Genomic DNA, 26106 nt, shown 5'->3' with positions numbered 1-26106 from the left:
AATAATTTGATATTTATATTAAAAAACCCTCCAATTTGGAGGGTTTTGTTTTTTGGCGATTACTCTTGATAGATTTCCCCTCGATGCGGTTTCAAAGCATCTCTTACCTGAATCATATTTTCATCGGTTACGACCATAAAAGCGGTTGCATGCATGTCGTTTATGATTTTATATCCTGTAATATTCAAAGGCAGTTTTTCGATTGCGATATATTCTTTTAAGTGAATTTCGTGATGTTCGGCCGTTTTTGCAGAAGCTGGACCACGAAAATCCCAAATTAATTTTATTTTTCTAGACATTTTTTTTAAAGGTGCAAAGGTTCAGAGCTGCAAAGGTACAAAGTCTTTTTTGAAAAAGGTTCTATCCCGAGGTTTCGGGACTGAGATGCTAAGGTGCTGAGTTTTTTTTCTGTAGAGACTTACTTCAGTGCGTCTAAACTGTTATTAAAAGAAATCTTTTTAATCCAATTAATCTGTGGCTAAAAATAAATAGTAAAGGTTTTGCGAAAAATAGATTAAGGATAAATCTGTTTCTATCTGTGTAAATCTGTGGGCAAATTTCACAGTAAACATAGAATCTCGTTTTAAAATGTTATTTTTGCAACTTCTTTTCATAGAAAGAAAAGCTAATAAATAAGATACAATGCCAAGAGAACTTTTACTTCAGGTAACTCCAGAAACTGCAGCAAACGAAGTGTTGCTTAAAGATTATTTGTCTAAACAAATTAAAGTTTCTCCAAACGAAATTCAGCATATTACAATTTTAAAACGTTCGATTGATGCTCGCCAAAAAGCGATTAAAATCAATTTGAAAGTTGTTATATATGTAAAAGGAGAAGCATTTCAGGAAACTAAAATTGAACTTCCTTTATATAAAGACGTTTCTTCTGCTCAGGAAGTTATTGTTGTTGGCGCTGGTCCAGCCGGACTTTTTGCCGCTTTGCAATTAATAGAATTAGGCTTAAAGCCAATTGTCATTGAACGCGGAAAAGACGTTCGCGGACGCCGACGTGATTTGAAAGCGATAAACCGCGAACATATTGTAAACGAAGATTCAAATTATTGTTTTGGAGAAGGCGGAGCCGGAACATATTCGGATGGAAAATTATATACGCGTTCTAAAAAGCGTGGTGATGTTACCAGAATTTTAGAGCTTTTGGTGGCTTTTGGAGCTTCAGAAGATATTTTGGTCGAAGCGCATCCGCACATTGGAACTAATAAATTGCCGAAAATTATTGAAGATATTCGAAATAAAATCATCGAGTTTGGCGGTCAGGTTTTGTTTGATACCAGAGTTACAGATATTTTGGTGAAAAATAACGAAGTTGAAGGAATCGTAACACAAAAAGGAGATAAGATTCTCGCGAATAAATTGATCTTGGCAACCGGACATTCAGCGCGTGATATTTTTGAATTGTTAGATAAAAAGAAAATTTTAATCGAAGCAAAACCTTTTGCGTTAGGAGTTCGAGCTGAACATTCACAGGAATTAATAGACAGTATTCAATACAGTTGTGACTATCGTGGCGATTATTTGCCTCCAGCACCATATTCGATTGTGAAACAAGTTAACGGACGCGGAATGTATTCGTTTTGTATGTGTCCGGGAGGTGTTATTGCGCCTTGCGCGACGAGCCCGGGCGAGGTGGTTACAAACGGTTGGTCGCCGTCTAAACGTGATCAGGCAACAGCAAATTCTGGAATTGTGATAGAATTGAAATTGGAAGATTTTAAACCTTTTGCAAAATTCGGCGCTTTGGCCGGAATGGAATTTCAAAAAAGTATTGAACAAAAAGCTTGGCATTTGGCGGGACAAACTCAAAAAGTTCCGGCACAAAGAATGATCGATTTTACACAAAATAAAGTTTCTGCAGATATTCCGAAAACGTCTTATGTTCCTGGAACAACTTCGGTTGAAATGGGACAGGTTTTCCCAGGATTTTTATCGCAGATTTTACGCGAAGGTTTTAAAGAATTCGGAAAATCAATGCGCGGTTATTTGACAAATGAAGCAATTTTACACGCTCCGGAAAGCAGAACTTCATCACCAGTCAGAATTCCGAGAGATCCTTTGACTTTAGAGCATTTACAAATAAAAGGTTTGTATCCGTGTGGAGAAGGTGCAGGTTATGCAGGTGGAATTATATCTGCTGCGATTGATGGTGAAAAATGCGCGCTTATGATTGCGGAAGCGTTGAAGTAAGAAACTAATTGCATTGTTTTGTCATTCCGAGGAACGAGGAATCTCCGCAAGAAACTCCATACAGAGAATTGCCAATCTTTGCAGAGCTACTCACGGAGATTCCTCGTTCCTCGGAATGACAAAAAGTTTAATAAGAAATGATTGGTCTGTTTGCGTGAGGGATAGAGCTAAGCTACCGAAGTAGCAGCGAAAGCCCGACAGCAATAAAAAAAGGAGCCGACTAAGCGTTTTGCATAGTTGGCTCCTTTTTTTATTGATGGCACGCCCAGATTATTATTTACGGAATCAATATTATTTTCCCAGTGCTTTTTCTGCTTTCTAGGTAATCATGCGCTAGTTTTCCTTCTGATAATTTAAAAGAAGTCGGTTTTGAAAGCTTGATTTTTCCTTCGATAATCCAATTGAACAATTGCGTTGCGCGTTTAATTCTTTCTTCTTTGGAATTTAAATAACTCCATAAATCGCCTCCGGTTAAAGTTTTTGAACCATCCATAAGCATTCTTGGGTCTACAGGCGCAGGATCGCCACCAGCCATTCCGAAGAAAACGACTTGTCCGCATTCTTTTGTGACTTCAAAGCTTTCTGCCAAAGTACTTCCGATGCTGTCGTAAACTACATCAACGCCTTTTGAAACAGTTTTAAAAACCTGCGATTTCCAATCATCATTATAAAGAAAAACATGATCGGCACCTTGTTCGAAACCAACTTTAGCTTTTTCTGCCGATGAGGTTAAGCCAATAACAGTTGCTCCCAAAAGTTTGCTGATTTGCGTTAAGATTTGTCCAACGCCACCAGCAACAGCATGAATTAAAACAGTTTCGCCTTTTTCAGTTTTATGGCTATCTGTCGCTAAATAATGTGCGGTCAAACCTTGCAGTAAAACCGAAGCTGCGGTTTCAAAAGAGATGTTTTCGGGTAAAGGCAAAACGTGATTTATGTTTACGGCAACCAATTCTGCGTTTGCAAAAGGTGCATCGGCGAAAGCCACACGATCACCGACTTTATATTCAGGATGATTATTTGTGTCAACTACGATTCCGGCGCCTTCGTAACCGGCAATAAAAGGCGGATTTCCTTTTAAATGATAATTTCCTTTTCGTCTGTAAACATCGGCAAAATTGAGTCCGATGGCTTTCATTTCGACTAGAATTTCATCGTTTTTTAATTGTGGATTAGGTATTTCGATATATTCTAAAACATCTGAATCTCCAAAAGTAGAGAAGGTAAGTGCTTTCATTTTTTTTTAATTTTTAGGACTACAAAAGTACGTCAAAATTGAAAGCATTTATTGTTTAACACATAGAAACATAGTTTTTTGTTGACTTAAAACAGGCATTTCATTTATTTAAATTCACATAGTTAACTATGTGTGAGAAATGTATTTCTTTTTATATTCTTTTTTAGAATGGGGAAAAATCTATGTTTCTATGTGTTTGAGGTTTTTATATTTTTGGGAATTTCATTTCGTTGAAAGTGCTTTTTTGTTTGGCTAAAGCTTCAACATCTTGCCATTTTCTTGGTGATTCGGCAGATAGATTTTCGTATGAATCTTTTAGCATTAAAATATCATCTTCGATACGAACGCCAATGTTCCACCATTTTTTATCACATTTACTGTTTGCTGGAATATAAATTCCTGGTTCCACTGTAAGGATCATATTTTCTTTTATAAGAGTTTGCGGGCCTTTGAAGTTGCCTTTGTCATGAACATCTAAACCAAGAAAGTGTGAGCAAGAGTGTGGATAATAAAGTCTTACATCTTTTGGGTCTGTAATGATTCCTAATTTTATCAATCCTTTTGCTAAAACATCTTTTGCTGTAGTATTTAAATCAATAAGAGGCGTTCCTTCTTTACAAATTTTAAAAACAGCTTCCTGAGCGTCATATACAAGTTGATAAATGGCTTTTTGTTCTTCGGTAAATTTTCCGTTTGCCGGAACCGTTCTGGTCACATCAGCTGAATAACCGTGATATTCAGATCCAACATCCATCAACAATAACTGATTTTCCATTTTTGTACTGTTGTTTTCTTCGTAATGTAAAATACAGCCGTTTGCTCCAACACCAACAATTGGCGGGTAACCTTCGTCTTCAGAACCATATCTTCTGTGAATATAAGAGTGAATTCCTTCAGCTTCGTTTTCGCTCATATCAGGGCCAACCGCTTTCATTACCTCGTTATGAGCAATGCAGGAAAGCTTGACAGTTTTGCGCATCAATTCCAGTTCTTCAGGGGTTTTAATTTCTCTTAGAGTATTTGTAATGTCTGCAAAAGATTCTGTTGAATTTTTATCCTCAGTCGTTATTCCTGCTTTGGTTTTAAAAGATTTGAATAAGCCGGCAAGATCAAAATCATTTCTGCTGCTTTCAAGATCGGTTGGAAGCTGATCGTAAATGATTTTGTCAAATTTTTTGAAATCGATGGCGAAATCTTTAAAATCTTTTCCGTTATAAACAGTCGTAAAACCCAACTTCGATTTTGCTCCTTCAACGCCTAAACGTCTTCCAGTCCACATTTCTCTGGCAGCATTTCTTTCTCTTACAAATAATACTTCGTTGTAAGTTTCGCCCATTCCTTGCGATTCTTTAAAAATCAGTAAAACGGCGTCCGGTTCTTTGTAGCCTGTTAGGTAATACATATCCGGATTTTGATGGTAGATATAATTGACGTCTCTTGAGAATATTCTTTCAGGATATGAAAAAACTACTGCTACAGAATTGGCAGGCATTAAAGCTCTAAAAGCTTCGCGGCGGCCTTTGTGGAATTCTTTTGAAAGATAATCGGTCGGTAGATTTTCTTGTGAGTGAATTTGTGAGAAAGAAAATAAAACGGCAAATAATACGACTAATTGCTTCATTTTTTTGGTTTTTTTATTGGTGATTTTTGGTTTTTTGATCATTGCAAATTACAAAAAAAACACAATCACAAAATGTAATTTAAATGTTTGATTAATATAGTTTTAAACAAAAAGCTGTAACTTAGAGATTAGAAAACCACAGTTTGTTGTGAATTTAAACTTCAATAATTCGTAGAACTGGGCACGAATATTGAGAAGTGAAATAGTAATAATCCTTAAAATAATTTTTATGAAAAAATACACACTCGCAGCTTTATCATTTTTTGTTTTATTGTTGACTTCTTGCAAAACTTCGAAAGAAGCGTCAAGCGGAGGAAATTTATTTAGGACAACTTGGGAATTAGAATATATCTCTGGACCACGAATTGCTTTTGAAGGTTTGTATCCAAATAAAAAACCACAGATTACTTTTGATCAAAAAGAAACAAAAGTTTTTGGAAACAATGGTTGTAATGGATACAGTGCGCCTTATATTTTAAGCGGAAAATCTTTGACTTTTGGAGAACCGGGACCAAGTACATTAATGTTTTGTGATGGAGGCGGAGAACAGCAATTTTTACAACAAATGAAAAGAATCACAAGCTATTCTATTGATAAAGATGGAAAATTGATTTTGAATGAAGGCGATGTGGCAACCATGCGATTCAAAAAAGTAGCCAAATAATAGTTTCAGTTATTCAGCTTTGTCAAATTTTCAAACTTTGACAAAGTTAGATCTTAAAATAGAAAAGGGAAATGAATTAACTCATTTCCCTTTTTTGTGGACTTATATTATTGTTTCTTTTTCAGTTTATCTTTAAAAACTTTTTCAAATTTTTCGATTTTTGGCTGAATCACCATTTTGCAATACGGCTGATTTTTATTGTTGGCGTAATAATTCTGATGATAATCTTCGGCTTTATAAAAAGCTTTAAAAGGCTCGACTTTTGTCACAATCGGATTGCTGTACACTTTTGCTTTGTTTAATTCGGCAATAATGCTTTGAGCCGCTTTTCTTTGTTCATCATTTTTGTAAAAAATAACAGAACGATATTGAGTTCCAACATCAGCGCCTTGACGATTCAAAGTTGTTGGATCATGAACGGTAAAAAAGACTTTGAAGATTTCATTGATATCAGTTATGTTTTTATCATAGGTAATCTGAACGACTTCGGCATGACCAGTTTCTCCAGTGCAAACTTCTTCATAAGTAGGATTAGGAACATTTCCTCCTGAAAATCCAGAAACCACAGATTTTACTCCGTCCAAGTTTTCGTAAACGGCTTCAACGCACCAGTAACAGCCTCCGCCAAGCGTAATCGTTTCAAGATTTGAGGCTTTTTTATTTTGCGAAAATCCGTTTAATGATAAAATCGACAAACAGATTAAAAGTATCTTTTTCATAGTTAGATTATTTAGTGTCAGGAACAAAGTCTAAGGCAATGGAGTTCATGCAGTAACGTTTTCCGGTTGGCGCAGGTCCATCATCAAATAAATGCCCTAAATGTCCGCCACATCGCCCGCAAAGCGCTTCGATTCTTTCCATCCCGAATGAATTATCATTTTTGTAAACCACGCTTTTTTTGTTGTCTTGTTCAAAAAAACTTGGCCATCCGCAGCTGCTCGAAAATTTAGCAGTCGATCTAAAAAGTTTATTTCCGCACGATGCGCAATAATAAGTTCCTTTTTCGTCAGTATTCCAATATTTCCCTGTGAACGGTCTTTCGGTGTCAGCTTGGCGCATTACAGCATATACATCTTCCGGCAAAACTTTTTTCCATTCGGCATCACTAACATTTAGTTTTGTTGCGTCGGTGTTTGAATAATAAGGATTTCCCGGTTTGCTGATTTTGTTTTCCATAACATTTGTTTTTGCTTCTTGTTTTTTACTGTTTTGCCCGCAAGCCTGAAAAATAAAAAGCGGCATTATAAAGAAAAGACTGAAAATTAAGTTTTTAAATTTCATGATTTTTAGTTGAATTAATTGGTATTTCAAATATACGGTGAGATTTAATTTTGAAATGTCGTACAAATGACAATTCAGATATTTTTAAGTATGTTTTAACTTTTTATTATTTACGTAAAATCAACGGTTGCAGTTTTTGTATCTTATTTTTCAAGGATTTTTGTTTTGATAGCGAATGTAGTGTGTTGTGAATCAGAATCTTATAAAAATGGTAAAGTAGTTAAACTTTTCACAATGTCTTCTAGGATTTTATAGCCATTTCTTTTTTCGTATTTTTGTTAATTCAATACGCCCTATGACAGAAGAAAACGTAATATTAGTTAACGAAATCGACGAACAGATTGGCTTGATGCCAAAATTAGAAGCACATGAAAAAGCACTTTTGCATCGTGCATTTTCGGTTTTTATCCTGAATAAGAAAAATGAAATTATGCTCCAGCAAAGAGCACATCATAAATACCATTCTCCTTTGCTTTGGACAAATACTTGCTGCAGTCATCAGCGCGAAGGCGAGAGCAATATAGAAGCTGGAAACAGAAGGCTTTTTGAAGAAATGGGAATTAAAAGCGAATTAAAAGAGCTTTTTCATTTTATTTACAAAGCGCCTTTTGATAATGGTTTGACAGAACATGAGCTTGATCATGTAATGATTGGCTATTATGATGATGAGCCTGCTATTAATCCGGAAGAAGTTGAAGCATGGAAATGGATGAGCATTGAAGATGTGAAAAGTGATATTGAAAAACATCCCGAAAGATATACAGTTTGGTTTAAGATAATTTTTGATGAATTTGATCATTATCTTGAAGACCACAAAATATAACCAAAATTAACCAAAAACCTAAATGAGAGTAACCATATCAAGAAAAGCACATTTTAATGCTGCGCATCGATTGTATAGGAAAGATTGGACATCTGAAAAAAACAATGCTGTTTTTGGAAAATGCAATAATCCCAATTTTCATGGTCACAATTATGGTTTAACTGTTAGTGTTACAGGAAAAATTGACCCAGAAACTGGTTTTGTTTTAGATGTGAAAGTATTAGCGGATATTATACTTGAAGAAGTTGAGATTCCCTTTGATCACAAAAACCTGAATCTGGATGTTCCGGAATTTCAGGATTTGAATCCAACAGCCGAGAATATTGCTGTTGTGATATGGAATAAAATTAGAAAAAGAATTCAGCCCGATTTCGATCTTGAAATCGTTCTGAATGAAACGGATCGCAATTTTGTAACTTATAAAGGAGAATAATAAATGTCATTAAAAATAGGAGATATAGTTCCGAATTTTACTGCGAAGGATAATCACGGAGAACTTTTTGAAAGCCAAAGTATTTTAGGAAGAAAACCGGTTGTAATTTATTTTTATCCAAAAGATAATACGCCGGGTTGTACAACTGAAGCCTGCAGTTTTCGTGATCAATACGAAGATTTTAAAGATTTGGGAGCCGAAGTTATAGGTATCAGCAGCGATAGTGTAAAATCACATCATAAATTTGCCAATAAACATAAATTGCCTTTTATTTTACTTTCAGATTCAGATAAAAGATTAAGGCAGCTTTTTGGTGTCCGAAATAATTTGTTTGGGCTTCTACCGGGAAGAGTAACGTATATCGTTGATAGAAATGGTGTTGTTATTTATGTTTTCGATAGTATGAATGCCGAAAAACATATTCAGAAAGCGCTTGAAACAATTAAAGAATTAGTTTTATAAATTAAGAAAATAGTATTACGAGAATATTTAAATAGTAAAGAAATTAGCCCTAAAAAATATGAGTACACAATTATATCCGCTGCAGTTTGAACCAATTTTGAAAGAAAGAATCTGGGGAGGCGAAAAATTGAAAACAGTTTTAAACAAACCAATCACTTCAAAAATTACCGGTGAAAGCTGGGAATTATCTACTGTTGAAGGCGATGTAAGTGTGGTTTCAAATGGTGGCTTAAAAGGTAAATCTTTAACGGAGCTTATTGATGAAACGCCACATGAAATTTTAGGAACTAAAGTTCATGAACGCTTCGGAAAGCAGTTTCCTCTTCTTTTTAAATATTTAGATGCTCGCGAAGATCTTTCGATTCAAGTTCATCCAAATGATAAATTAGCGAAAGAACGCCATAATTCGTTCGGAAAAACGGAAATGTGGTACGTAATGCAAGCTGATGCCGATTCAAGAATTATTGTTGGTTTTAAAGAAAACTCAAGCAAAGAGGAATATTTGAAACATTTGCATGACAATACATTGGTTTCTATTTTAGATGACGTAAAAGCAAAACCAGGTGATGTTTTCTTTTTAGAAACAGGAACTGTTCATGCAATTGGAGCAGGATTAGTGGTTGCCGAAATTCAGCAGACATCTGATATTACTTACCGATTATATGATTTTGACCGAGTAGATGCTAATGGAAATAAAAGAGAATTACACGTAGATTTGGCTCTTGATGCGATCAATTATAATAAAGTTGATACACAGAAGAAATACGAGACAAAATCAAATGTTTCAAACACGGTTGTTGATTGCCCTTATTTTACAACAAATTTTATTCCGTTAGAAGATAAAATAGAAGTTTCTAAATCTGGTGAAACTTTTACAGTTTATATGTGTATTGAAGGAAGTTTTGAAATTGAATATAATGGTTTTAAACACACCTACATAAAAGGAGATACGGTTTTAGTTCCGGCTGCGATAAATGCATTTATTTTGAGCGGAAAAGCTTCAATTTTAGAAATTTACATTTCATAGCACTTAATCTAAAGATTATGTGTATTTTTGCAAACGCAAATTAAAATTATAATAAAAATGGCAAACGTTAAAAATTTAAAGAAAGACATCAATTTCGTATTAGGTGATATTATTGAAGCAGTTTACTTGTTTGAGATGTCTACAACAGGAAATCCAACTCCAGAAACGAATGCTTTGATCGATGAAGCTATTGCTGCATTTGATACTTTGATTACAAAAGTGAACGCTAAGAACGTTGAAAATAAAAAAGCACACTTTAAACAAATCAATGTGGAATTAGAACAAACTGCTAATCAATTGATTGAAAAAATCAACGCACTATAAGCAAAAAAAAGTGTAAAAAAGTGCAAATTTATTTTGGGAAATTGAAAAACCGCTTTATATTTGCACCCGTAATGACGCCGATGTAGCTCAGCTGGCTAGAGCAGCTGATTTGTAATCAGCAGGTCGTGGGTTCGAGTCCCTCTATCGGCTCAACGGAAACCATCACAGAAATGTGATGGTTTTTTTAATAATAAAGAGAGGTGTGAAATTATTTTTGGAAATATAAAAAACAATTTTATCTTTGCACCCGGAAAATAGGCCGATGTAGCTCAGCTGGCTAGAGCAGCTGATTTGTAATCAGCAGGTCGTGGGTTCGAGTCCCTCTATCGGCTCCAAAACCATCACAGAAATGTGGTGGTTTTTTTTTGCTCAAAATTTTAGGGTTTGTGGTTTATAGTTTATAGTTGGTGGTTTATAGTTGGTGGTTTATAGTTGGTGGTTTATAGTTGGTGGTTGGTGGTTTGTGGTTTGTGGTTTGTCAGGCTGAGCGAAGTCGAAGCCCTCCAAAACATGAAACATGAAACTAAAAAAAACAAAAACCTCAAACAAATCATCACAACTTCTATTTAATATAATTGTAACAATATTTTTCTTATGTTTGTTTTATAACCAAAAAACATATACTAATGGAAGAAACTTCAGTTTTTGAAAATTTTGAGATGCAGCTCGATCATTCTGCAAAAGATTTTTTACAGGAAACCGCCAAGTGGGCGTATTTTTTATCAATTCTAGGATTTGTCGGAATTGGGCTTTTTGCTTTAATCGCAGTTTTTGCAGGGGCGTTTTTCTCAGCAATGGGATCGGCAATGCCGGGAATGGGAGTTTATGGCAGCTCTTTTGGAGCGTTAATGAGCTTTTTCTATTTGTTTATTGGCGCGATTTACTTCTTTCCTGTTTATTATTTATTCAAGTTTAGTTCAAATGCTAAAAGGGCATTTAGAGAAAACGATTCTGAAGCGCTAACATCTTCTTTAGGATATTTAAAATCGCACTACAAATTTATCGGTATTTTAATGGTATCTATTTTGGCATTGTATGCATTGTTTTTCGTACTTGCTATTTTCGGAGGTTTATTAGGAAGATAGTCTTCTTATTAGTTTAGAATACGATTTAAAATTTTTACATAAAAAAAACGTCCTGAATTTTCAGGACGTTTTTGGTTTTGTCATTCTGCGGCTGCAGGAGCTTTTTGTTCTTGCTTTTTCAGATTAGCAATGTATGTGGTCAATTTCTTTCCGTAAAGTGATTTTGCTACTTTTGGCGTCATCGATTTCTGGATGGTATCCAAGAATTTGATGTTGATATCGTAAATCTCTGCTAAAGCAATATAAGGTGCAATTTCGTGGTCTTTATTGTTAAGCGCGAAGTTTGTTGCATACAAATATTTTCTTTTGATATTTGATTCTTGTCTTGCGTTTAAACTATCGATCGCTTTTTGATCGTTTCTTTTCATTGCCTTGAATCTTGGTTCAACTAGCGCTAGATTTTCATCATTAAAACGACTGTTTATTTTTTTGTACTCTTCGTATAATTCTTGATTTTTTGAACCTGTAATTTTAGCGCTGTAAATAAAGTTGTCTAAGTTTGTGTCAATATTAATATTTCCAGGTTCAGCAAAGAATAAAATATTATTGTCCATTGAATTTGTAACACCTCGGTCTAAAAACAAATAAAGCATTTCTGGAGATTCAAGTTTGATATCGCTTTCAAATGCTGAGTTTCCGTCAATTTTGATACTGTCAATTGCAACAAGCGAAGTGTCAACAATTCTTTGAATATATAAAGTTCCTTTTTTTAATCCTTTAATATTTCCTGTAATATGCAGGTTGTCTGGAGCTGATTCTTTTTTGCTGCATGATGCTAATAGTGCAATTGCAGCAAAGGCAATAATTGATTTTTTCATTGGTTTTTAGATTTTGGTGCAAAATAAAGAAAATAGTTTGAATGCCACTATTGTGTTTTAAATTTTAATAAAAAATAAATCCCAATCTATTTCTAAATTGGGATTCATTGTATTTTTATAAAAATGAGACTTTTACATCTGTAAGTTGTAGGTCACGCCACTCTCGTGTGTATAAGTAAATTTGCTGTCGCAGTCATTGTTTCCGTAGTCAATAACTCCTTTCAAAAATCCGCCTTCGATTTTTAATTTTCCTTGTGAAATGTAAACGCAAGAATATTTTTTAACCAATGCTTCTTGAACAGTCAATGTCAATGTTGCTCCTTTTTCTGTTGTTACAGTGTGAGTGCCTTCTGTCATTTCATAAACGTTATCTTCAAGAACCAAAGGAGTGTCAACGCCTGCAGTTTGTTTTACTGTGTATGATCCTGAATTTGTGTAAACTCTTCCGACTAAATCAGTAAATTTTCCGTTTGTTACTTTTCTAGTAAATTGAGGAACAGTTGCAACAGTTGTAGTATTTGTATATTCGATTGTTCCTTCAAGTTTTACTCCGTTGATCGAATAGTCGATTCTTTCAATTGTCAATTTGCTTCCTGTAGTAGTTACTGGTCCAGAAAGTGTAAGTTTTAGTTTTCCTTTTCTTGTAAGCTGATTGTCAACGCAACCTGCAGTTCCGTAGTCAACTGTAAAGACTCTAGGATAAGCAGTTCCAGAAACCGTAATTGTTGCACAAACAGCAACGGCAGGTTTTGATGTTCCTGAACTGTTTGTTACAGATAATCCTGTGTTTACGTCCATTTCGTTTGCGGCATCAATAGAAATTGAAGCTCCTACGGCAGTTGTGTCGGTTTGGTTTGCAATTTGGCCGTCTCCAGAACAAGAAACATAAGTTAGTGCTGTTGCACAGATAGTTGTAACTAAAAGAGCGATTTTTTTCATAGCAGTTATTTTGTTTGAGTTAGATTTAAAGGTGTTCAAATGTAACAAAAAAAATGAATTGCAATGAAAAATTCAGCAAGTGTAATTCTAGGTGCTATTTATTTTTTGCTTTTGTAGAAAAAATAACCCAAAACTCCGGTAAGAATCGGCAGTAGAAAATTAAAAACTAGCCCCATATTTTTTAATTCTACCAAATAATCTTCTTTCGAATTAACCTCTTCTGTGCGAGGAAGAATTACCAAAACAACTGTAATAAAAGTTAGGTAAAGTACAGATGTGCCAATAGCGAGATAAAAATAGATTTTGTCATTAAGCTGTTCTTCAAATAGCTTTTGACTAAAAAAAGTGCTGCTCATTATCAAAGCAAAAATAGAGGCAAGATATTTAGCAAACCACGTCATAACTTCTTTCGGAATTGGTTTGAAGATTCCAAAAAGCAAATGATAACCAACAAAAATTAACAGCAACATGGTCCAAATAAACCATAATTTGATCAATTGTTTCTGAGCAATAAAAAATGTCATTTAGTTTGGCGTATTAGGTTTAAAACAGTTTTTTATTTGTTTTTCAAATTCATAAGTAGGATCTTCCAATATTGTGGCGTCGCCCATTTGTCCTTCTTTTTTGATTTCGAATAATTTAACGATTACCGAATAATCGTCGGTAAATTTATTTTCAGGATTTGAAAGTAGTTTGTTAACCTCGGGAACTGCTTTCCAATTCGAATCTAAGGCATCAGTTTCAAAAATTTTCTTGAATTCTTCTTCATCAAATCCAGCCGGATTTTCGCCGATAATTTTTTTGGTAATTAAAAACAGATAAAACCTAGAATAGCCTTCTTCAACACAAGAAAATTGAAACCAGGAACAATCCTTGTCTGGCTTGCAATGTTCTGTATTAATAGTTTTTCCATCTTTTGTAATACATTCTTTTCGGGTAATTATGGCATAATTTCCGTTTCCAACATCAAAATATTTATAATTGCCGGCTTCGATTTTTAATTTTTTTTCTAAAACATCTGTGAGCTGCAAATTAAGCTGTTTCAAGGAAATTCCTTTTTTAAAGTAAGGAGTGAGATAAACTGTTTTAGTTGGATTTAATTTTTGGAAATAAATTACATAATTAGGAAGTTTGCTTTCCATTTTGGCATAAGTGCATCCGTTATCTTCTTTGGAGCCAGGATTATCAGGACATTCGTCTTCTGAGTCAGGAACGCCGTCGCCGTCTTTGTCCGGACAACCTTTTGCGGTTAATTCGCCTTTCAAATTTGGGCAAGCATCATATTTGTCAATAACACTGTCGCTGTCGGAGTCCGCTAAGCCATTTTTATGAATACTATCCAATTGCTTTTGTAGTGAAGCAATTTCTTGTTCTTTCGATTGAAATTCTTTTTTTGAAACGCAAGAAAAAAAGAATATACAAGAAATAATCACGAGTATGAATTTCTTCATCTAACTGGTTTTTATCTTGTAGATTAAGTTTCCTGCATTTTTGGAGCTATAAAGTTAGGGAAATATTTCAACTAATGTGATTTTAAGTAATTGTTTTTCAATTAATTGAATAAAAAAAACCTGCAAATATAAACTTGCAGGTTCTTAATTATAAAGAGTAAGATTTAAAAACTTTATTTAATCATCTCAAAACTTCTTTTAACGAAAGCAGTTAAAGCTTCACCTTTTAAAAGATTCTGCGATAATTTTGCTAAGTCTAAAGCTTGTTTTACCAAGTGTTCTTGATGTGTTTTGTCTTCAGTATTTAAAATGCTTGAAGCTAAATCAGAATTCGTATTTACAACCAAATTGTACATTTCTGGCATATTTCCCATTCCGAACATTCCTCCTCCGCCAGTTTGGCTCATTTCTTTCATTCTTCGCATAAATTCTGGCTGCGTAATAATGAACGGAGCTGCTTGAGAATCCATAGCTTCTAATTGAACACTGTATGCTTTTGGAATATAAGCTTCTAAAGACGTTTTTAAAGTTGCTTTTTCTTCTTCAGATAATTTAGAAATCGTGTTTTCATCTTTTTTGATCAAATTATCAATATGATCAGAGTCAACGCGAACAAAAGTCAAATCTTTATTATCGTTCTCAATTTTCTGAATTAAATGCGAAATAATCGGAGAATCTAAAAGCAATACTTCGTAGCCTTTTTCTTTTGCAGCTTCAATATAAGAGTGCTGTGCATCTTTATTTCCAGCATAAAGAACTACAAGTTTACCATCTTTATCAGTTTGGTTTTCTTTTAGTTTTTCTTTTAATTCATCTAAAGTAAAATACTTATCATCTACAGTTGGATACAATACAAACGCTCCAGCTTTTTCGTAGAATTTATCTTCAGAAAGCATTCCGTACTCTAAAACGATTTTAATGTCGTTCCATTTTGCTTCAAAATCAGCACGGTTTTCGTTGAATAATGATTTTAATTTATCAGCAACTTTACGTGTGATGTAGTTTGAGATTTTCTTAACCGCTCCATCTGCTTGTAAACCAGAACGAGAAACGTTCAACGGAATATCTGGAGAATCGATAACTCCTTTCAACATCGTCAAGAATTCAGGAACAATTCCTTCTACGTTATCGGTAACGTAAACTTGGTTTTGGTACAACTGAATTTTGTCTTTCTGGATCTGCATGTCGTTTCCTAATTTCGGGAAATACAAAATACCAGTTAAGTTGAACGGATAATCTACATTTAAATGAATGTTGAATAATGGTTCTTCAAATTGCATTGGATACAATTCTCTGTAGAAGTTTTTGTAATCTTCATCAGATAATTCAGAAGGCTGTTTTGTCCAAGCTGGGTTTGGATTGTTGATGATGTTGTCAACTTCAATTGTTTCGTTAACGTAATCTTCAGGAGCATCTTCTGGTTTTGGAAGCGTTTCTGTTCTTGTTCCAAATTTAATTGGAATAGGCATAAACTTGTTATACTTATTCAATAACCCGCTGATTTTAGAATCATCTAAAAATTCTAATGAATCTTCAGCAATATGAAGAATAATTTCAGTTCCGCGTGAAGTTTTGTCAGCTGGCTCTAAAGTAAATTCAGGGCTTCCGTCACATGTCCAGTGTGCTGCAGGCTCATCTTTGTATGATTTTGTGATGATTTCTACTTTTTCAGCAACCATAAATGCAGAATAGAAACCAAGTCCAAAGTGACCAATAATTCCAGAATCTTTAGCAGAATCTTTGTATTTGTCTAAGAATTCTTCAGCTCCAGAAAAGGCAACTTGGTTGATGTATTTTTCAACTTCATCAGCCGTCATACCCAATCCTTGGTCGATAATATGGATTTTTTTACCTTCTTTATCTACTTTAACTTCGATAACCGGATTTCCATATTCAACTTTAGCTTCGCCAATGCTGATAAGGTGTTTTAATTTTAAAGTAGCGTCTGTTCCGTTTGAAACCAGCTCACGCAAAAAGATTTCGTGATCGCTGTATAAGAACTTTTTGATCAAGGGAAAGATGTTTTCTACCGAAACATTAATTTTACCTGTTGTCATATTTTTTTAATTTTTGAGTTTAATGTGATGATTTTCATTTGTTCAAATAGAATACCAATTGTTTTTTGAATGACAAAATGTCGCAAGTGTTAATTTTGAAAGAAAATAATCAGATTTTAGAACTGTTAATATTTCAATGAATCGTATATTTGTGGTATAATAATTGTTAAACGCGTAAGTATTAACTTAAAAAATGAACAAAATGAAGAAAATTATTTTCATTTGCATGATCGCCGCTATGTTTGTTGCATGTAAATCAGCTTCGTCGACTCCAGCTTCAACAGAAGCACCAACGCTTTCTACTAAACTTGATAAATCTACTCAAGTAGCGCTTAAAGGAAATTGGGTTTTAACCAATGTTTCTTATCCAGGTTCTGATTATATCAAAGTAAATTCGTTTGACTTAGCAGATTCTAAATGTTTTATTGGAAGTACATGGAGTTTTATTTCAAACAATAATAAAGGAACGATGGCTTTGACTGCGCCTAGCTGTACAGCATTTAGTTCGCCAATTGTTTGGAGTATAAATAATCAGGGGCTTTTTGTTCTTAAAATTGTAGATCCGGGCACAAAATCTAAAAATGTAAAATCAGGTTATTTATTGAAAGTTGCTGGTGTAACTGATAATTCATTCCAATTGATTGACAACATTAATGTAGGTGGTCAAACTAAAGATGTTACTTACCAATTTCAAAGAGCCAATTAATATTAAAATATACACACATGAAAAAGATAACCGTTTTAACTTTGAGTAGTTTACTTGTATTAACTAGTTTTTTTGCAAGTTGCGATTCAGTAAAAAATGCTAATAATACACAAAAAGGAGCCGGAATTGGCGTTGTTGCCGGAGGTTTAATTGGAGGTATTTTAGGAAATAATTTAGGACACGGAGGAAACGCTGCATTAGGAGCTGCTATTGGAGCTGCTGTGGGTGGAGGAACTGGAGCTCTTATTGGAAATAAAATGGACAAACAGGCTCGTGAAATCGATCAAGCGCTTCCGGGTGCAGATGTTGAAAGAGTAGGTGAAGGAATTCACTTGACGCTTAACGAAAATGCTGTTCGTTTTGATACTAACAAATCAACTTTGACTGCTCAGGCAAAAGCTAATTTAGATAAATTGATTCCAGTATTTACTGAATACGGAGATACTAATATTGAAATTTTTGGTTACACTGATAATACAGGAAAACCAGAATACAACTTGACACTTTCAGGACAAAGAGCAGCATCTGTGCAAGCTTATTTAGTTTCTAAAGGATTAAAATCAAGCCGTTTCAAAACTTCTGGTTTAGGTATTGCTGATCCTATTGCAACAAATGATACGCCAGAAGGAAGAAGCCAAAACCGCCGTGTAGAGTTTGCAATTACTGCAAATGACAAAATGGTAAATGACGCTAAAGCCGAGGCTGGAAAATAATTTCAAAAGACAATAAAATTTCTTTAAAGCTGTTTCAATAATTGAAGCAGCTTTTTTTTTGACTTTAGGAATTAAACATTGTAAATTTGAACTCTCAAATTCAACTCATGCTCGACATTCAAAATATTTCTTTTTCGTACACTGACAAACCCGTTATAAATAACGTTTCTTTTACTGTAAATAAAGGCGAAAATATTGCCATTATCGGGGAAAGCGGATGCGGAAAAAGTACGCTTCTAAAATTGATTTATGGTTTGTATGATTTAGACGAAGGCAAGATTTTTTATGATGAAAAACCTGTTTTAGGTCCAAAATACAATTTGATTCCGGGAATGCCTTATATGAAATATTTGGCTCAGGATTTTGATTTGTCTCCTTATGAAACTGTAGCAGAGAATGTTGGTAAATTTTTATCAAACGGTTTTGCCAATATGAAAAAACTGCGTGTGCAGGAATTATTGGAAATGGTAGAAATGGAAAATTTCGCCAATGTTAAAACCAAATTTTTGAGTGGAGGACAGCAGCAGAGAGTGGCTTTGGTTCGTGTTTTGGCATTAGAACCAGAAGTAATTTTGCTTGACGAACCTTTCAGTCAGATTGATGCTTTTAGAAAAAATGCCTTGCGCCGAAATTTGTTTCGATATTTAAAACAAAAAGGAATTACGACTATTATTGCGACACACGACAGCACAGATGCTTTGTCATTTGCTGATGAAGCCATTGTAATGCGAAATGGCGAAGTGATCGTAAAAGGCAATCCAACAAAAATATACGAAGATCCAGAAACTAAATATGTGGCTTCATTATTTGGTGAAGTAAATGAAGTAGCAACACATTTGTTGCTTGATTACAGTGATGAAACGCATAAAACATTAGTGTATCCGCATCAGTTTAAAATGGTTGCTGAATCTAAGCTTCCGGTAAAAATCAGACGAACTTATTTTAGAGGAAATCATTATTTGATTGAAACCGTTTACAAAAGACAATTGATCTTTTTTGAAAGTGAAATTGATTTGCCTTTGGAACAAGAAATTTTCCTTGGCTTAAATTATCTTTAAGTAGAGAATGTGTCAATTTGATAATTTTTAAAATAACAAACCCGACAGGTTTTAAAAAGCTGTCGGGTTTAATTTTGGAATCAAATTAATGAATTTAGTTCTTTAGATATTTTTCTAAAAACTGATCTTGTTCCCACAGCAGGTGGAAAATATTTTCTTTAGCTACATAACTATGCGCTTCTTTTGGCAAAATTACCATTCTTGCATTGGCACCTAAACCTTTTAATGCTTGGAAATAACGTTCTGTCTGCAAAGTAAAAGTTCCTGGATTATTATCGGCTTCACCGTGAACTAATAAAATTGGTGTTTTCATTTTGTCAGCATTTATGAAAGGCGACATGGTATTGTAAACTTCAGGAACTTCCCAATAGTTGCGTTGTTCTGTTTGGAATCCAAATGGAGTCAAAGTTCTGTTGTATGCACCACTTCTTGCAATTCCACACGCAAAAAGATTAGAATGCGTCAATAAGTTAGCAGTCATAAAAGCACCATAGGAGTGTCCGCCAACTGCTACTTTTTTACGGTTGATATATCCTAAAGCATCTACAGCATTGATCGCAGCTTCGGCATTGTCAACTAATTGCGAAATAAAGTTGTCGTTTGGTTCTGTTGTGCCTTCTCCAATAATTGGGAAAGCAGCATCATCAAGAACAACATAACCTCTTGTTACCCAATAAACAAACGAACCGTAATAAGGGAAAGTAAACTCGTTTGAATTTTGAGTCGATTGCCCGGCGCTGTTTCTGTCTTTATATTCTGCTGGATACGCCCAGATCAATAAAGGCAGTTTTTCTTTTTTAACCTTGTCGTAGCCAGCTGGCAAATATAAAGTTCCAGAAAGTTCAACACCATCTTTACGTTTGTATTTGATAACTTCTTTACTCACATCTTTTATGCTTTCAAACGGATTTTTAAAAGCGGTAATAGGAGTCAGGCTGTTTTGTTTTTTAATATTTCTGAAATAATAATTCGGGTATTCACTTTTAGACTGAATCTGAACTAAAACTTTACCCGATTTAAAATCTTCAATTTCTAATAAATCTTCTTTTTTGTCTTTATAAGAAGAAGTGTAAAGACGTTTTGATTTTAATGTTTTCAAATTAAATTCGTCTATAAAAGGAAACTGACCCGCTTTAGTAAATCCGTCCCCAATGCGGAAAGCATTGTCGCTTTCAATCGCTAAAACATATTTGTTGTATTCGTTTTTCTTTGTTTCAAAAACCCCTGGATCAGAATAAACATCTTGCGAATTTCTGTCTGTAATCAGTTTTGGCTGTTCACTTGGATTTGACGGATTGATTAAATACGTTTTTGTATTACGAGTATCGTACCATTCGTCAGAAAGAACCGCAACATTGTCATTTCCCCAAGTTATATCGCTAAAACGCTGAGGCACTTTTGCTAATGAAGTCGGATCGTTTGCAAAAGGCGCTTCCCACAAGAAAACTTCATCTCTAAATTCTACTTTGTTTGCTGGATCTCCTTCATCTAAAGCAGTTACGTATGCTAATGTAGCAGGTTTGTCGTTTCTCCAAGCCATTTCACGTTTTCCTTTTCGAACTGCCATAAAACCTTTAGGAATTATTTCGTTTAACGGAACCTCGTTTACAGTTTTGATTTCTTTCCCTCTTGCATCATAAACAATAGTTCGTGAAGGGAATCTATATAAAGGCACAACATATGAAAATGGTTTTTGAATAGTTGTCAGCATAATGTAATTTCCGTCTGGCGAAATTCTTTCTCCATAGTACATTGCAGCATCTTTAAATAAAACAGCATCTCCTTTTAGGTTCACTTTATACAACTCAGAAGTAACGATATTTTCAAAATTTATCTCGTCATTTCTGTTTTTCAGCATATCTGGATACGTTCTGTTTTGAGATTTTTCTCCAGAAGTATTTGAAATAATTGGTCCGGTTGGCAAATCTTTTTTAGCATCCAATAATGGTTGTCTGTTTTTTGGAAGCATTTTTACCAAAATCGTTTCATTGTCTGAAAACCAGCTAAACGGATTTCCAAGATTTGCATTTACAGTAGCATCGGTAAGTTTTGTAGCACTTGCCGTTGCAACATCTATAACCCAAAGTTCAACTCCTGTAGCGGCAGTATTCGAGAACAATATTTTTTTGTCATTTGGCGACCATAAAATATTGCTGATTTTTGGATTGCTTGGTAAACCTGTAACTTGTACTTCTTCCTTGCTGTTGATTTTTCGAACTTTTAAATTGTTCAAATACGTTACAGAACTTGAAATATTAGTAATAGGATTGATTCTTAACCCGCCCAAACGAAGTTCTTCTTGGTTTAAGTCGTCTAATGTTTTATAAGTCGGCCTATACATTAATAACATATATTCCTTTTTAGTATCCATTGATACAGTTGGAGCTCGTTCGTAATCGGCTAAATCTAAAATTGATTTGGGAGGTTTTTGATAAGTCAAGCTTTCTTGGGCAAAAGCTAAAAAACCAAAGTTTAGAAATAAGAGTAGCGTAACCTTTAATTTCATAATTTGAATTTTAGGGGTTTAAAAAATGGTATTCGTAATGTTTGACTAATGTACTTTAATCTTGTTACATTTTAAAGCATATTTTCAATAGTTTTCATCATTTTTAACAAAATACTGATTTTTCTTAAAAGAAAAAGTTTTATCGAACTTTAGAATTAAAGTATATTAAATTGTCAATAACGAAAAAAATAGTAATTTGGGTGCTTATGTTTTAAACTATACGTAAATTTGCAATCCAATTTTTTAACAAACAATAAAAGAATATGTATCATTCAAAAATAGCGGGCTTAGGATATTATGTTCCTTCAAATGTTGTGACCAACGATGATTTGTCTAAGATTATGGATACTAATGACGAATGGATTCAGGAAAGAACTGGAATTCAGGAGCGCAGACATATCATTCGTGGAGAAGATACCACAACTTCAATGGGAGTAAAAGCGGCTAAAATTGCAATAGAACGTTCTGGCGTAGCCAAAGAAGATATTGATTTTGTAGTTTTTGCAACCTTAAGTCCAGATTACTATTTTCCAGGCCCTGGAGTTTTAGTGCAACGTGATTTAGGATTAAGAACAGTTGGAGCTTTAGATGTAAGAAATCAATGTTCTGGTTTTGTTTATGCGATTTCTGTTGCTGATCAATATATTAAAACCGGAATGTATAAAAATATTTTGGTTATTGGTTCTGAAGTACATTCGACAGGATTAGACATGACAACTCGCGGACGTGGCGTTTCAGTTATTTTTGGAGACGGAGCAGGAGCAGCTGTTTTGAGCCGTGAAGAAGATTTGACAAAAGGAATTTTATCAACGCATTTACATTCAGAAGGACAGCATGCTGAAGAGTTAGCATTGCAGGCGCCGGGAATGGGAGCGCGCTGGGTAACGGATATTATTGCAGATAACGATCCAAACGACGAAAGTTATTATCCTTATATGAACGGACAATTTGTGTTTAAAAATGCAGTAGTTCGTTTTGCCGAAGTAATCAATGAAGGTTTAGAAGCAAATGGTTTGCAGGTTTCTGACATTGATATGTTGATTCCGCATCAGGCGAATTTGAGAATTTCGCAATTCATTCAGAATAAATTTAAATTGACAGACGATCAAGTTCATAATAATATTCAGAAATATGGAAATACAACTGCAGCTTCTATTCCAATTGCTTTGACCGAAGCTTGGGAACAAGGAAAAATAAAATCTGGGGATACAGTAGTTTTAGCCGCTTTCGGAAGTGGATTCACTTGGGCGAGCGCAATTATCAAATGGTAAATTAATTCATCTTGCATTATATTTTAAACCTGCTTCATTTTGGAGCAGGTTTTTTTATAATTTTGTTTGTGTCATTGCGAGGAACGAAGCAATCTCACATGCAATACTGCGTTTCTAATTTGAATGAGATTGCTTCGTTCCTCGCAATGACAAGCCAGAAGAAAATAGCGTTAATCTACAATGAAAAAAAATCAACTTGAAATAGCATGTTTTAATTACGAATCGGCCTTGATTGCTCAGGAAAATGGTGCGGACAGAATTGAGCTGTGCGAAAACATGGAGTTAGGAGGAACAACGCCAAATTCTATTTTAGTAGTGAAAGTCCGCGAAAGCGTAAACATAAAAATGCACGTTATTATTAGGCCTCGCGGTGGCGATTTTGTTTATTCTGACGAAGAGCTTACAGAAATGAAACAAGATATCAAACAGTATAAAAAACTCGGTGTTGATGGTTTTGTTTTCGGAATTTTAAAAGCGAACGGAAAAATCAATAAAAGACAAAATAGGGAATTAGTTCATTTGGCGCATCCGCTTTCATGTACTTTTCATCGTGCTTTTGACGTTGTCGAATCTCTTGAAAAAGGACTTGAAGATGTAATTGATTGTGGTTTTAAAACTATTTTGACTTCGGGAAAAGCACGAAATGTTGAAGAAGGAATTTTCGATTTAGAATTGCTTCAAAAATTGGCCAAAGACCGAATCGAAATCATGCCCGGTGGAGGACTGAGATCTTCAAATATTAAATTATTGCAGGATAAATTACAGCCAACTTTTTATCATTCCTCAGCAATTACAGATAAATCAGAAACTGCAAATCCAGAAGAAATAAAAGAACTGCGAAATTTTTTGTAAAACAAATTATTAAAATAAAAAAGCCTGGAGTTGGCATACTCCAGGCTTTTCTTTTCTACAAGAACTATTAAAATCTACTAATCAAAGTGGGATTAAAACATTCCGCCACCACCTTTATTAGTGTTATCTTCTCTTTGTTTACGCTGTAAATTTTTGATTTTTCCTCCTCCAAAGTTGTAAGTCAAACCTAAATATACAGTTCTGCTTTCCCATGAAAACTGACCTGTTTGCGGATAAGGATAAACTCCGTCAAACGAATATTTCATTGTTTTGAATACATCGTTGAAACGAACGCTGATATTCATTTTGTTATCTAATAATGTATAACGTGAACCTATGTCCATTTTGTACATTTCATGTCTGTTTTGCTGAACATCTTCAACTGGTCCTCTGTAAAATCCAAACAATAAGAAACTTAAACGTTTCGTTGGCTTGAAGTTTGAGTTCATACGTCCATTAAACGCAGATGTAGTAACGCTGCGTTCCATTGGTGAACTTGTACCTGTTGCAGGATCAAATTTGAAAACAACTCCTTGTTGTTTGATGCTCGAAAAATCGATAGATGGCTGGATATCCCACCATTTCGTGATTTTATAATTGAAAGACGCATCAAAACCGTAAGCACTGTTATGATCGTAATTTGTGTAACTTAAAATTTGCTTGTATCCAGATGGATCGTTTGGATCTGGACTTAAAGTTCTGCTAATTTGATCATTAATACTTCTTACATAAACACCGGCAGTTATGCTTCCTTTTTCAAGCGTTTTAGTATAATTTACTTCAACAGAATTTGTAAACTGGGGTCTCAATTCAGGATTTCCGTATGAAGTTACTAACGGAGTAGAAAATTCACGAATAGGTTTTGTCTGCTCTAAGCTTGGGCGGTCAACACGACGGCTGTAGCTGAATTGCAATACGTTTTTCTCATTCAAATTATAGGTCAAATAAGCTGACGGATATAATGTAAAATAGTCGTCATTAAATTTATCTTGACCGTGATTTAAGTTCGCTTGAACTTTATAGTTTTCAAAACGGGTTCCTAATTGGTAGCTGAATTTTTTGAACTTTTGTCCAAATGTTACATAAGCTGAATAAATATCAGTGTCATAAGTATAGTTTGAAACTCTTTGATCAATAGGAACTAAAGGGTTGCCAGTGTTGTAATCATTATTTGTTCTCGTGATTCTTGCTTCAGTACCAGCTTCAAGAGTGGTTTTGTCGTTTAACGGATTTACGTAATCAACGTTTAAAGTGCTTAATTTTCGCTGATCGCCAATCATATCGCTGTAAAGAACGTTGTTTGCTGAATTGTCAGGTCTTGTTGTCTGCGTATTAAAAGTAGCATTTTGATCTACTTTAGTGTCGCTGTAGTTTCCTTCAAAATCTAAAGTATGTCCTTCTTTTTTGAAAATATGCTTGTACGCTAAATTATAAGTTCCAGTTGTGCTTGGTCCCTTGTAAGTTGAATTTTGGTAAATGTTCAAAATATTTGGATCGCCGTTTTTATAATCAATATCAGTAATTACATTTCCGTTTCCAGTCGATTTGTTTTGATTCGTGTAAAATGATAAAGTATTGTGATCGTTAATCAAATAATCCATACCTAGTTTGTATAGGTAATTATCATTTTCATTTGAAATGTTCAAGTTTTGAGTAATATCCTGATCAAATCTTTGAATGTGTCCTTTATTGTAATACGTTCCAAAGTTTTGACCTCCATTCCCGAAGAAATTCACTTTTCCGGTTTTGTAATTCAAATCTAGTGACTGATTGTATTTTGCAGTTTCTCCAAAAGTAATACCGCCACTGTAGCTTCCGTTGAAACCTGTATTGGCATTCTTGTGCAACACGATATTGATAATTCCAGACATTCCTTCTGGATTATATTTAGCACTTGGATTTGTAATCAATTCGATTTTTTTGATGGAAGTCGAAGGAATTTGTTTTAATAATTGAGCAGGATCAATATTTGATGGACGCCCGTCGATTAATACACGCACATTGTCGTTTCCGCGAAGCGAAAGTTTTCCGTCTTGATCTACGTTTACTGATGGGATATTGCTCATAATGTCAGATGCCGAAGCTCCAGCAGTGGTCAAATCTTTTCCAACAGTAATTACCTTGCGGTCAATTTTTTGCTCAATTGTAGAGCGCTCAGCGACAATATTTACTCCTTTTAATTGAGTTGCTTCTTCTTCAAGAGAAACGTTTACGGTAGCCGTTTTTCTGTTTTCGCTTAAAATTAAAGAACCAACGTATTTTTTGAAACCAATGTATTGAATTTCGATTGTGTAGCTTTTTAATGCTAAATTTTTGATGCTAAAATCCCCATTGTCGTCTGTGTTGACCCCAGACACAACTTTGCCATTGTCTTTGATGGAAACAGTTGCATACGAAATAGGTGCGTTATTCGATTTCTCGATAATTTTTCCGGAGACTGTCCCCGAATTCTGGGCCTGTGCTGTTGCGATTAAACTGAATAATGCAAACAGAAAAAATTTTAATTTCATAATTAGTACTTGATTATTTTGATTTGATTGATGATGATGATTTGTTTTTTTGTTTTTGTTAGATTT

Annotated in this window: 25 protein-coding genes and 2 tRNA genes; 15 read left to right on the top strand and 12 right to left on the bottom strand. The window is 34.4% G+C overall.

The genetic code is table 11. The features are described from left to right. Window positions 1-59: 59 nt before the first annotated feature. Window positions 60-299, bottom strand: a complete 240-nt coding sequence (locus FND99_RS10615; protein ID WP_144337969.1) for a hypothetical protein — start codon at window positions 297-299, stop codon at window positions 60-62. A gap of 343 nt (window positions 300-642) precedes the next feature. Between FND99_RS10615 and FND99_RS10610 the strand changes: the two genes are divergently transcribed. After that, complete coding sequence (locus tag FND99_RS10610; protein WP_144337968.1) at window positions 643-2202, top strand: NAD(P)/FAD-dependent oxidoreductase; 1560 nt, start codon at window positions 643-645, stop codon at window positions 2200-2202. A gap of 277 nt (window positions 2203-2479) precedes the next feature. Here the strand turns inward: FND99_RS10610 and FND99_RS10605 are convergent, their stop codons facing one another. Together FND99_RS10605 and FND99_RS10600 are read right to left on the bottom strand one after the other, a co-directional pair. Further along, entirely contained in the window at window positions 2480-3439 is a 960-nt protein-coding gene (locus FND99_RS10605) for a quinone oxidoreductase family protein (protein WP_144337967.1), read from the bottom strand. 205 nt (window positions 3440-3644) lie between these two features. Next, window positions 3645-5060 carry an aminopeptidase P N-terminal domain-containing protein gene (locus FND99_RS10600; protein ID WP_144337966.1) on the bottom strand — a complete coding sequence of 472 codons (1416 nt, stop codon included), beginning with the start codon at window positions 5058-5060 and terminating at the stop codon, window positions 3645-3647. Between the two features lie 229 nt (window positions 5061-5289). Here FND99_RS10600 and FND99_RS10595 point away from each other — a divergent pair, with 229 nt between their 5' ends. Beyond that, window positions 5290-5724 (top strand): META domain-containing protein, encoded by a 435-nt coding sequence (locus FND99_RS10595; protein WP_144337965.1) that lies wholly within the window; start codon window positions 5290-5292, stop codon window positions 5722-5724. A 107-nt stretch (window positions 5725-5831) separates the two neighbouring features. On the opposite strand, the gene msrA is transcribed toward FND99_RS10595, so the two are convergent. Both msrA and msrB read right to left on the bottom strand, forming a co-directional pair. Beyond that, window positions 5832-6443: a peptide-methionine (S)-S-oxide reductase MsrA gene (gene msrA, locus FND99_RS10590; RefSeq protein WP_144337964.1), complete on the bottom strand. Its 612-nt coding sequence runs from the start codon at window positions 6441-6443 to the stop codon at window positions 5832-5834. Between the two features lie 7 nt (window positions 6444-6450). Then, window positions 6451-7005, bottom strand: coding sequence for a peptide-methionine (R)-S-oxide reductase MsrB (gene msrB / locus FND99_RS10585; RefSeq protein WP_144337963.1), 555 nt, complete (start codon window positions 7003-7005; stop codon window positions 6451-6453). 295 nt (window positions 7006-7300) lie between these two features. On the opposite strand from msrB, the gene idi reads away from it, so the two are divergent. The 8 genes from idi to FND99_RS10545 all read left to right on the top strand — a co-directional run bounded on the left by idi (window position 7301) and on the right by FND99_RS10545 (window position 11159). After that, on the top strand, window positions 7301-7828 hold the full coding sequence (idi, locus tag FND99_RS10580) for an isopentenyl-diphosphate Delta-isomerase (protein WP_144337962.1): 528 nt from the start codon (window positions 7301-7303) through the stop codon (window positions 7826-7828). A gap of 22 nt (window positions 7829-7850) precedes the next feature. After that, window positions 7851-8261 carry a 6-carboxytetrahydropterin synthase gene (locus tag FND99_RS10575; protein WP_035650236.1) on the top strand — a complete coding sequence of 137 codons (411 nt, stop codon included), beginning with the start codon at window positions 7851-7853 and terminating at the stop codon, window positions 8259-8261. A gap of 3 nt (window positions 8262-8264) precedes the next feature. Beyond that, a complete protein-coding gene (locus tag FND99_RS10570; protein WP_144337961.1) occupies window positions 8265-8723 on the top strand; it encodes a peroxiredoxin in 459 nt (152 codons plus the stop codon). Between the two features lie 58 nt (window positions 8724-8781). After that, entirely contained in the window at window positions 8782-9750 is a 969-nt protein-coding gene (locus FND99_RS10565) for a type I phosphomannose isomerase catalytic subunit (RefSeq protein WP_144337960.1), read from the top strand. Window positions 9751-9807: 57 nt separating this feature from the next. Beyond that, entirely contained in the window at window positions 9808-10074 is a 267-nt protein-coding gene (locus tag FND99_RS10560; protein WP_012022371.1) for a hypothetical protein, read from the top strand. Between the two features lie 76 nt (window positions 10075-10150). Then, window positions 10151-10224: transfer RNA gene (locus tag FND99_RS10555), tRNA-Thr, on the top strand. Window positions 10225-10332: 108 nt separating this feature from the next. After that, window positions 10333-10409, top strand: a tRNA-Thr gene (locus FND99_RS10550). A gap of 291 nt (window positions 10410-10700) precedes the next feature. Then, window positions 10701-11159 (top strand): DUF5362 family protein, encoded by a 459-nt coding sequence (locus FND99_RS10545; RefSeq protein ID WP_144337959.1) that lies wholly within the window; start codon window positions 10701-10703, stop codon window positions 11157-11159. A gap of 80 nt (window positions 11160-11239) precedes the next feature. Here FND99_RS10545 and FND99_RS10540 read toward each other — a convergent pair whose 3' ends face one another. From FND99_RS10540 to htpG, 5 genes are all read right to left on the bottom strand, one after another. Continuing rightward, window positions 11240-11977: a DUF4369 domain-containing protein gene (locus FND99_RS10540; RefSeq protein WP_144337958.1), complete on the bottom strand. Its 738-nt coding sequence runs from the start codon at window positions 11975-11977 to the stop codon at window positions 11240-11242. Between the two features lie 132 nt (window positions 11978-12109). Continuing rightward, window positions 12110-12916, bottom strand: coding sequence for a hypothetical protein (locus tag FND99_RS10535; RefSeq protein WP_144337957.1), 807 nt, complete (start codon window positions 12914-12916; stop codon window positions 12110-12112). 98 nt (window positions 12917-13014) lie between these two features. Further along, the gene (locus FND99_RS10530; RefSeq protein ID WP_144337956.1) at window positions 13015-13440 is read right to left on the bottom strand and encodes a hypothetical protein; all 426 of its coding nucleotides are present in this window, start codon (window positions 13438-13440) and stop codon (window positions 13015-13017) included. Continuing rightward, complete coding sequence (locus tag FND99_RS10525; protein WP_144337955.1) at window positions 13441-14367, bottom strand: hypothetical protein; 927 nt, start codon at window positions 14365-14367, stop codon at window positions 13441-13443. A gap of 173 nt (window positions 14368-14540) precedes the next feature. Next, a complete protein-coding gene (htpG, locus tag FND99_RS10520; protein WP_144337954.1) occupies window positions 14541-16424 on the bottom strand; it encodes a molecular chaperone HtpG in 1884 nt (627 codons plus the stop codon). A 202-nt stretch (window positions 16425-16626) separates the two neighbouring features. On the opposite strand from htpG, the gene FND99_RS10515 reads away from it, so the two are divergent. From FND99_RS10515 to FND99_RS10505, 3 genes are all read left to right on the top strand, one after another. Beyond that, entirely contained in the window at window positions 16627-17130 is a 504-nt protein-coding gene (locus FND99_RS10515) for a lipocalin family protein (RefSeq protein ID WP_170245700.1), read from the top strand. A 17-nt stretch (window positions 17131-17147) separates the two neighbouring features. Then, on the top strand, window positions 17148-17843 hold the full coding sequence (locus tag FND99_RS10510; RefSeq protein ID WP_144337953.1) for an OmpA family protein: 696 nt from the start codon (window positions 17148-17150) through the stop codon (window positions 17841-17843). Window positions 17844-17950: 107 nt separating this feature from the next. Next, a complete protein-coding gene (locus FND99_RS10505; protein ID WP_144337952.1) occupies window positions 17951-18901 on the top strand; it encodes an ABC transporter ATP-binding protein in 951 nt (316 codons plus the stop codon). Window positions 18902-18995: 94 nt separating this feature from the next. Here the strand turns inward: FND99_RS10505 and FND99_RS10500 are convergent, their stop codons facing one another. After that, window positions 18996-21407 (bottom strand): S9 family peptidase, encoded by a 2412-nt coding sequence (locus tag FND99_RS10500; RefSeq protein WP_144337951.1) that lies wholly within the window; start codon window positions 21405-21407, stop codon window positions 18996-18998. A gap of 263 nt (window positions 21408-21670) precedes the next feature. Here FND99_RS10500 and FND99_RS10495 point away from each other — a divergent pair, with 263 nt between their 5' ends. Further along, window positions 21671-22678: a 3-oxoacyl-ACP synthase III family protein gene (locus tag FND99_RS10495; protein WP_111379936.1), complete on the top strand. Its 1008-nt coding sequence runs from the start codon at window positions 21671-21673 to the stop codon at window positions 22676-22678. 180 nt (window positions 22679-22858) lie between these two features. After that, on the top strand, window positions 22859-23530 hold the full coding sequence (locus FND99_RS10490; protein ID WP_144337950.1) for a copper homeostasis protein CutC: 672 nt from the start codon (window positions 22859-22861) through the stop codon (window positions 23528-23530). A gap of 92 nt (window positions 23531-23622) precedes the next feature. Here FND99_RS10490 and FND99_RS10485 read toward each other — a convergent pair whose 3' ends face one another. Continuing rightward, complete coding sequence (locus tag FND99_RS10485) at window positions 23623-26040, bottom strand: TonB-dependent receptor domain-containing protein (RefSeq protein WP_144337949.1); 2418 nt, start codon at window positions 26038-26040, stop codon at window positions 23623-23625. Window positions 26041-26106: the final 66 nt, after the last annotated feature.

It is taken from the genome of Flavobacterium daemonense (assembly GCF_007341385.1).
Taxonomy (GTDB): domain Bacteria; phylum Bacteroidota; class Bacteroidia; order Flavobacteriales; family Flavobacteriaceae; genus Flavobacterium; species Flavobacterium daemonense.
The sequence above is the reverse complement of the archived record's forward strand: the minus strand, read 5'-3'. Positions and strand labels throughout refer to the sequence as shown.